At 71.6% G+C, this 7,746-nt stretch carries 7 protein-coding genes; 4 read left to right on the top strand and 3 right to left on the bottom strand.

Going from position 1 to position 7,746, the window contains the following annotated elements; all coding sequences use genetic code 11:
• Window positions 1-508: M50 family metallopeptidase (locus KBX53_RS15215; RefSeq protein ID WP_210859936.1), on the bottom strand; the 508-nt coding region annotated here is incomplete at its 3' end.
• A gap of 77 nt (window positions 509-585) precedes the next feature.
• Here KBX53_RS15215 and KBX53_RS15210 point away from each other — a divergent pair.
• The 4 genes from KBX53_RS15210 (at window position 586) to KBX53_RS15195 (ending at window position 6,074) form a co-directional block, all read left to right on the top strand.
• Window positions 586-1,500 (top strand): PD-(D/E)XK nuclease family protein, encoded by a 915-nt coding sequence (locus tag KBX53_RS15210; protein WP_210859934.1) that lies wholly within the window; start codon window positions 586-588, stop codon window positions 1,498-1,500.
• A gap of 205 nt (window positions 1,501-1,705) precedes the next feature.
• Window positions 1,706-2,392 (top strand): response regulator transcription factor, encoded by a 687-nt coding sequence (locus KBX53_RS15205; RefSeq protein ID WP_030332874.1) that lies wholly within the window; start codon window positions 1,706-1,708, stop codon window positions 2,390-2,392.
• A gap of 359 nt (window positions 2,393-2,751) precedes the next feature.
• On the top strand, window positions 2,752-3,519 hold the full coding sequence (locus KBX53_RS15200) for an ABC transporter ATP-binding protein (protein WP_030332873.1): 768 nt from the start codon (window positions 2,752-2,754) through the stop codon (window positions 3,517-3,519).
• Window positions 3,519-6,074 (top strand): ABC transporter permease, encoded by a 2,556-nt coding sequence (locus tag KBX53_RS15195; protein WP_030332870.1) that lies wholly within the window; start codon window positions 3,519-3,521, stop codon window positions 6,072-6,074. Before KBX53_RS15200 ends, KBX53_RS15195 begins: the two co-directional genes overlap by 1 nt.
• A gap of 46 nt (window positions 6,075-6,120) precedes the next feature.
• Here the strand turns inward: KBX53_RS15195 and KBX53_RS15190 are convergent, their stop codons facing one another.
• Both KBX53_RS15190 and KBX53_RS15185 read right to left on the bottom strand, forming a co-directional pair.
• Window positions 6,121-6,771, bottom strand: a complete 651-nt coding sequence (locus KBX53_RS15190; RefSeq protein ID WP_030332868.1) for an HAD family phosphatase — start codon at window positions 6,769-6,771, stop codon at window positions 6,121-6,123.
• A 120-nt stretch (window positions 6,772-6,891) separates the two neighbouring features.
• Window positions 6,892-7,635, bottom strand: a complete 744-nt coding sequence (locus tag KBX53_RS15185; protein ID WP_030332866.1) for a neutral zinc metallopeptidase — start codon at window positions 7,633-7,635, stop codon at window positions 6,892-6,894.
• Window positions 7,636-7,746 lie beyond the last annotated feature (111 nt).

Below are 7,746 nucleotides of genomic sequence, written 5' to 3'. Positions count from 1 at the left end.
GGCCGGGCAGGCTGTTGAACAGCGCCACGATGACGTTGCTGACCGCGAGCTGGAAGGCGAGCTGGTGGGCCACTGTCCCCTCGGGTAGGGCGAGGGTGGCGGCGACCGCCAGGACGCCGAGCACCGCGGAGACGGCCGGGCCGGCCAGCGAGACCAGCAGGTCGACGCGGGGCGACGGGGCGTCCCGGTCCATCTCGGTGTAGCCGCCGAGCAGCTCCAGGGTGATCCCGCGCACACCGATGCCGTACCGGCGGGCGGTGAGGGCGTGGCCCAGCTCGTGCAGCAGCACCGAACCGAGCAGCGACACGACGAACCCGAAGCCGATCAGGTAGCCGCTGAGCTGCGGCAGGCCCAGTTGCCGGCGGGCGAACTCGCCGTACAGCACCGCGATGAGCACCGCGAGCAGGACCATCGAGCCGTTGAGGTGCAACGGCACCCCGAACACCCGTCCGACGTTCAGGCCGAGACGCCGGTCCGGTCGGCGCGGCGGCCGGGTTGTCTGCTCCATCGCCACGATGCTACGGACCGCCGCTGTGCGGGGCGGGCGGCGGTCGGTGTCACACCGGTGCCCTAACCTTTGCCGACATGACGGCGGAATCGGTCACCACCCCCCAGCCCTCCCCCGCGGCGCAGGCGCCGCCGACGGTGCGGGCCTCGCTGTCGCCGTCGCGGGCGGCGGATTTCAAGACCTGCCCGCTGCTCTACCGGTTCCGCAGCATCGACCGGCTGCCCGAGCGCACCACCATCGAGCAGGCCCGGGGCACGCTGGTGCACGCGGTGCTGGAGCGTCTGTTCGACCTGCCCGCCACCGGCCGCACGCCGGAGGCGGCCGGTGACCTGGTGGCCCCCCAGTGGGACCGACTGGTCACCGAGCAGCCGGAGCTGGCCGGGATCTTCGACGACGCGGAGCCGGCCGGCCCGGTGGAGTTCCTCCGCTCCGCGGCCGGGCTGTTGCAGGGTTACTTCGCGGTGGAGGACCCGACCCGGTTGGAGCCGGCCGAACGCGAGAGCCTGATCTCCGCAGTGGTCGACGAGGAGCTGCTGATCCGGGGCTACCTCGACCGGCTCGACGTCGCCCCAGACGGCGCGCTGCGGGTGGTCGACTACAAGACCGGTGGCGCCCCACGGGAGGCGTTCGAGGCGCGGGCGCTGTTCCAGCTGAAGTTCTACGCCCTGGTGCTGTGGCGCACCCGGGGGGTGGTGCCGCGGGTGCTGCGCCTGCTCTACCTGCGCGACGCCGAGGTGTTGGACTACACCCCGGACGCCGACGAGCTGGTCCGCTTCGAACGCACGGTGGTGGCGCTGTGGCGGGCGATCGAGCAGGCCACCGCCCGGCAGGACTTCCGGCCCCGGCCGAGCCGGCTCTGCGACTGGTGCAGCCACCAGGCGCTGTGTCCCAGCTTCGGCGGCACCCCGCCGCCGTTCCCGGTCGCCGCCGCGAGCGCCGACCCGCTGCGCGACTCCCGGTCCGCCCCGGTGGCGCCGGGCGCCGACGAGTGAGCGCCCGCTGACCGACGCGCCTGCCCCGGCGCGGCGTCGCCGGTCGACCCCGGGGGTGCGCCCGACGCCGGTGAACCGACCGCAACGGCGCCGCATCGGTCGGGACAGGGCGACCGGCCGGCCTCTACGGTGATCCGCGACGCACCGGTTCCGGTGGGCGAGGATGACCGGTGCGCGCCACGAGGCCGGCGGGACGGGAGACGAGATGAGCGATCGGGCACCCTCGGCGCGGCCGGTGCGGATCCTGCTCGCCGACGACCAGCCGCTGCTGCGGACCGGGTTCCGGATGGTGCTGGGCGCCGAGAGCGACCTGGACGTGGTGGCCGAGGCCGGTGACGGGGTGGAGGCGGTGGAGTTGTCCCGCCGGCTGCTGCCGGACGTCGTGCTGATGGACATCCGGATGCCCCGGATGGACGGGGTGGCGGCGACCCGGGCGATCGTCGACGCCCGACTGCCGGTACGGGTGCTGGTGCTGACGACCTTCGACCTGGACGAGTACGTGGTGGGCGCGTTGCGGGCCGGTGCCAGCGGGTTCCTGGCCAAGGACGTGCCGGCCGAGGACCTGATCGCGGCGATCCGCACCGTCGCCGGGGGCGACGCGGTGGTGGCGCCTCGGATTCTGCGGCGACTGCTGGACCGCTTCGCGGAGCTGCTGCCCGACCCGGCGGTGACGCCGTCGGCGGCGCTCGACGCGCTCACCGACCGGGAGCGTGAGGTGCTCGTGCAGGTCGCCCGGGGGTTGTCCAACGCCGAGATCGCGAGGGTCCTGTCGGTGAGCGAGACCACCATAAAGACCCACGTCGGGCACGTGCTGACCAAGCTGCGGCTGCGCGACCGGGTGCAGGCGGTCGTGCTGGCGTACGAGTCGGGGCTGGTCCGCCCCCGGGCGTAGCCCGCACCGGCCCGGCTACCTCACCTGGCGTACTCGAAGATCCCTCCGTGGGGGGACGGCTGGCGTTGCCGCCGTCACCTACCGTGACCGGAGACGGCCCGGTTCGGTTGACCCTCCTGTGGCGTCAGGCGGAAGTGTTGGTGCTGCCGCCCGCCCGGGGGGTGGGGAAAAACGGTCTGTCGGTCGTCATGTCAGGGGCAACCCTGATCCGACATGGGGGTGCACCCGCAGCGGGAAATCCGCACCGGGTCCCCCCAGGGTCGGACGGGACGGGCGAGGAAAGCACCGATGATTGAACGGTCGCGCCGGACCATCGGGGGGCGGCGTGCGTTTTCGGACAGACGGAAGAGGTAGATGACGTGACCGCGACGGTAGGCCAGCAGGCGCAGGCCGCGGCCCGGGCGAACGACGTGTGGAAGGTGTACGGCAGCGGCGAGGCTCAGGTCATCGCGCTGCGGGGGGTCAGCGCCGAGTTCGAACGTGGCCGCTTCACCGCGATCATGGGCCCGTCGGGTTCCGGCAAGTCGACGCTGATGCACTGCCTGGCCGGTCTGGACTCGGTGACCCGGGGGACGGTGTCGATCGGTGAGACGACTGTCACCGGGCTGGGCGACGCGGGGCTGACGAAGCTGCGCCGCGACAAGGTGGGCTTCATCTTCCAGCAGTTCAACCTGCTGCCGACGCTGACCGCCAAGGAGAACATCCTGCTGCCACTGTCGATCGCCGGGCGTAAGCCGGACCCGGCCTGGTACGACACGGTGATCGAGACGGTGGGACTGAAGGATCGACTGGACCACCGGCCGGCGCAGCTCTCCGGTGGGCAGCAGCAGCGGGTGGCGTGCGCGCGGGCGCTGGTCTCCCGCCCCGAGGTGATCTTCGCGGACGAGCCGACCGGCAACCTGGACTCACGCTCCGGCGCGGAGGTGCTCAACTTCCTGCGTAACTCGGTGCGCGAGCACGGCCAGACCATCGTGATGGTCACCCACGACCCGACGGCCGCCGCGTACGCCGACCGGGTGGTCTTCCTCGCCGACGGTGAGATCGTCTCGGAGCTGATCGAGCCGACCGCCGAGACGGTGCTGGACACCATGAAGAAGCTGGACACTCCGGCCGAGGTGGGCAACTGATGTTCCGCGCGACGCTGAAGAGTCTGCTGGCCCGCAAGGTCCGGCTGATCCTGTCCGGCCTGGCGGTGGTGCTCGGGGTGATGTTCGTCTCCGGCGCGTTCGTCCTCACCGACACGCTGGGTCGCTCCTTCGACTCGATCTTCGCCGACGCCTACTCGGACGTCGACGTGAACGTCGCGGCGAAGCCGAAGGTGCAGGTCAACGAGATGGAGGGTGAGCAGACGGCCGCCGCGCTGCCCGCCGCCGTGGTGGACCGGGTCACGCAGGTGCCGGGGGTGGCGTCGGCTACCGGTGTCGTCGCCGCCGACGGCGCCCGGATCATCGGCAGCAACGGCAAGGTGGTGACCTCGTTCGGTCCGCCGCAGTTGGGCGAGAACTGGACCGGCGAGGGCGAGCTGCTGCGGCTGCGTGAGGGGCGCGCGCCGCAGGCCGAGGACGAGATCGTCATCAACAAGGCGTTGGCCACGGCCGCGAAGGTGCAGGTCGGCCAGAAGGTCGGCGTGCTCACCGCGTTCGAGTCGAAGAAGCGGGACTTCACCCTGGTCGGTGTCGTCGGTTACAGCGGTGACCGGGACTCGATCGGTGGTGCCAACGAGGTCTTCTTCACCACTCCGGTGGCGCAGCGGCTGATGCTCGGCGAGCCCGATGTGTTCAGCAACATCACCGTACGCGCTGCCGGCGGGGTCTCCGACGAGACGCTGCGCGACGACGTGAGCGGTGCCCTCGGCGCGGACTTCGAGGTGAAGACCGGCGAGCAGTTGGCCGCGGACGCCGCGGGTGGCCTGAAGGAGGGCCTGTCCTTCTTCAACAAGATCCTGCTCGGTTTCGCGGCGGTGGCGCTGCTGGTGGGCACCTTCCTGATCCTCAACACGTTCTCGATCATCGTGGCGCAGCGGACCCGGGAGTTGGCGCTGATGCGCGCCATCGGGGCCAGCGGGCGGCAGATCATCGGTTCGGTGGTGCTGGAGGCCATCGCGGTGGGGTTGATCGCGTCGGTGCTCGGCCTGGCGGCCGGTATCGGGGTGGGCGCGCTGCTGGCGTTCCTGTTCGGCAAGTTCGCCGGTGGGCTGACCCTGGCCGGGATCGGCGTGCCGGCGGCGGCGGTGATCGGTGCGTTCGCCGTCGGTCTGGTGATCACCGTGGTGGCGGCGCTGCTGCCGGCGCTGCGGGCGTCGCGGATCCCGCCGATCGCGGCCATGCAGGACGTGGCCACCCCGGACCGGCCGTTGACCAAGGTCACCGTGGCCGGATCGCTGGTCACCGGCGTCGGCGCGGTGCTGCTGTTCCTCGGGCTCAGCGGCAACGCCGGCGGTCAGACGCTGTCCACCATCCTCGGTGGGGTGCTGTTCGCCTTCATCGGGGTGGCGTTGCTGACCCCGCTGATCAGCCGGCCGGTGGTGAGCCTGCTGGGCGCGATCTTCTCCTGGTCGGTGCCGGGCAAGCTGGGCCGGCTCAACTCCGGGCGCAACCCGCGCCGCACGGCGATCACCGCCGCCGCGCTGATGGTCGGCATCGCGCTGGTCACCGGCGTCACTGTCATCCTCGACTCGGCCAAGGGCAGCATCAGCGCGCTCGCCCAGGACACCATCAAGGCCGAGCTGGTGATCGCCGGCGTGCAGGGCGGTCCGCGTCCGCCGTCGTTCGACCCGGGGGTGCTGGACCAGGCCAAGGCCCTGCCCGGTGTGCAGCTGGTCGACGGCGAGTACGGCGACATGGCGAAGATCGACGGCGAGAGCACCTGGGTGGCGGCGAGCAGCGACCCGGCGTCGCTGCGGCAGATCTTCGGGGCGAAGCCGACCGCCGGTGACATCGACCGGATCGGGCCGACGCAGATGTTGGCCAGCTCGGACACGGCCACCTCCCGTGGCTGGTCGGTCGGCTCGACGGTGACGGTGCAGCTGACCCGGGGCGAGGCCCGCACCTACACGGTCAGCGGCATCTACGAGTCGTCGCAGCTGACCAACCCGGTGACGCTGCCTCCGGCGGCGGCGAAGAACTTCGCCATCCCGCAGCCCATCCAGGGCTTCATCCAGCTGGCACCGGGCACCCGGGTCTCCGACGTTCAACCGCAGGTCGAGGCGTTGCTCGCGGACAGCCCCGAGGTGTCGGTGGCCGACCGGGACGCGTTCATCAAGCAGCAGACGAGTTCGCTCGACGGGTTGCTCACGATGATCCAGATCCTGCTCGCGCTGGCCATCGTGATCGCCGTGCTGGGCATCATCAACACCCTGGCCCTGTCGGTGCTGGAGCGGACCCGCGAGTTGGGTCTGCTGCGGGCGATCGGCCTGCGCCGGTCCCAGACCATGGGGATGATCACCGTGGAGGCGGTGGTGATCTCGGTGTTCGGCGCGCTGCTCGGCGTGGTGGTGGGCACCGGTCTCGGCGCCGCGGTGGTCGAGGCGCTCAAGGACGAGGGCATCACCGACCTGATCCTGCCCTGGGGGCAGATGGGAGTGTTCCTCGGTCTCGCCGCCGTCATCGGCGTGGTGGCCGCGGTGCTCCCGGCCGTTCGGGCGGCTCGGATCAACGTGCTGGGCGCCATCGCCCACGACTGACGCCGCAATCGAAGGGGCTCCCGCACCGCGGGGGCCCCTTCGTGCGTCAGGCTGCGGCCCGGTCGGCCAGCAGGTCCGCGAGAAACGCCAGGTCCACGCCGGTCAGGCTCTCCACCTGGCGTACGCCGACAGTGCTCGGCAACGCCACCTCCGCCGGTACGGCCAGCACCGCCGCGCCGGCGGCGACCGCGCTGGCCACCCCGGTCGGTGAGTCCTCGATCGCCACGCACCGCCCGATCGGCACACCCAGCAGCCGGGCGGCGGTCAGGTAGGGCTCGGGGTGCGGTTTGGCGGCCACCACCTCGTCGCCGGCGACCACCGTGTCGAAGTTGTCCCGGCCGAGGGTGTCCAGGGCGATCTCGACCAGCGCCCGGGGGCTGGAGGTGACCAGCGCGGTGGGGATTCCCGCCGCGCGGACCGCGTGCACCAGCTCGAACGCGCCGGGTTGCCAGGGCAGGCCGGTGCGGAACAGCTCCAGGATCCGGGCGTTGATCCACGCCGCGCTGATCTCCGGATCCCGTTCGGGCTGCCCCAGGTCGTCGTGCAGGATGCGCATCGACTCGGCCATGGCGGTGCCGACGATCGACTGGCGGGCGTCGACGGAGAGCTCCCCGCCGTACTCCTTCGCGAGTTCCTGCAACGCGACGTCCCACAGCTTCTCGCTGTCGACCAGCGTGCCGTCCATGTCGAAGAGCACGGCGGCGGGGTAGGTGCTGCTCAGCGGAGCCTCCAGGGTCGTGGGCGACACCGGCGATCCTGCCAGCACCGCGCGTTTGCGGTGGCGGCAACGGGCGTCGGAGTGACCCGGGCAACCCACTCAGCCCAGGTCGCACTCCTTCAGGGAACCCTCGTAGCCGCGGAAGAACATGTCGGTGCGTTGCTCGGCGGTGCCGTGCGCGCCTTCGGCGAACCACGGCTGGTCCGGGTCGTCGCCGACCGCCGCCACCCCCTCCCGGAACTCGTCCAGGTCGCCCTCGGCGAGGGTCAGGGCGCCCGAGCGCACCGAGTCGCCGAGGTACGCCCCGGCCATGCAGTCGGCCTGCAGTTCCTGCTGGATGGTGAAGCTGTAGTTGATGCCGAGCCGCACCTGGATGGCGTGCGCGTACTCGTGCCCGAGCAGGTAGAAGACGAACGCGTCGCCGACCTGGCGGAACGCCGCCACGGACCAGGCGACGTCGTAGGCGATGAAGTCGCCCCGCGAGCAGTAGACCGCGTTGTTGCGGGGCAGCCGCTGCCCACCGCAGGACACCTCGCCGTCGCGCTGGTACGGAATGATCTGCCGGATCGGTCGGAACTGCTGCCCCGATTCCTTGAACTGGGCCGCCCAGTACCGCTCGGCGACCGCCTGCGCGTCGGCGACGTCCTGTTCGAACTCGGCGATGCTGGTGGTGCTGTCGGCCCGGGTGGTGCTCGGGCCCGGGGAGGCGGCCGGCGGGTTCGCTCCGGGGCGCTCGGCCTCCGGCTCGACCAGCCCACCGCCGGCGCAGGCGAGTGAGACCAGTGCGGCGATCAGCAGGCCCGCCAACGGGCCCCGCGCGTCGCGTCCGAACCGTGCCGCCACTGTGCCTCCCCAGACATCGGTGCTCGGGCTGCGATGTACCCCGACGATACGGCCGTCACGCCCACCACCGGATTCACGCAAGCCGCGCCCAGACGGTTCACGCCGAGCGTC

Origin of the sequence: Micromonospora sp. M51, from assembly GCF_018070305.1 — a bacterium.
Classification (GTDB): Bacteria; Actinomycetota; Actinomycetes; order Mycobacteriales; family Micromonosporaceae; genus Micromonospora; species Micromonospora parva.
This window is presented reverse-complemented; position numbering and strand designations above follow the sequence as displayed.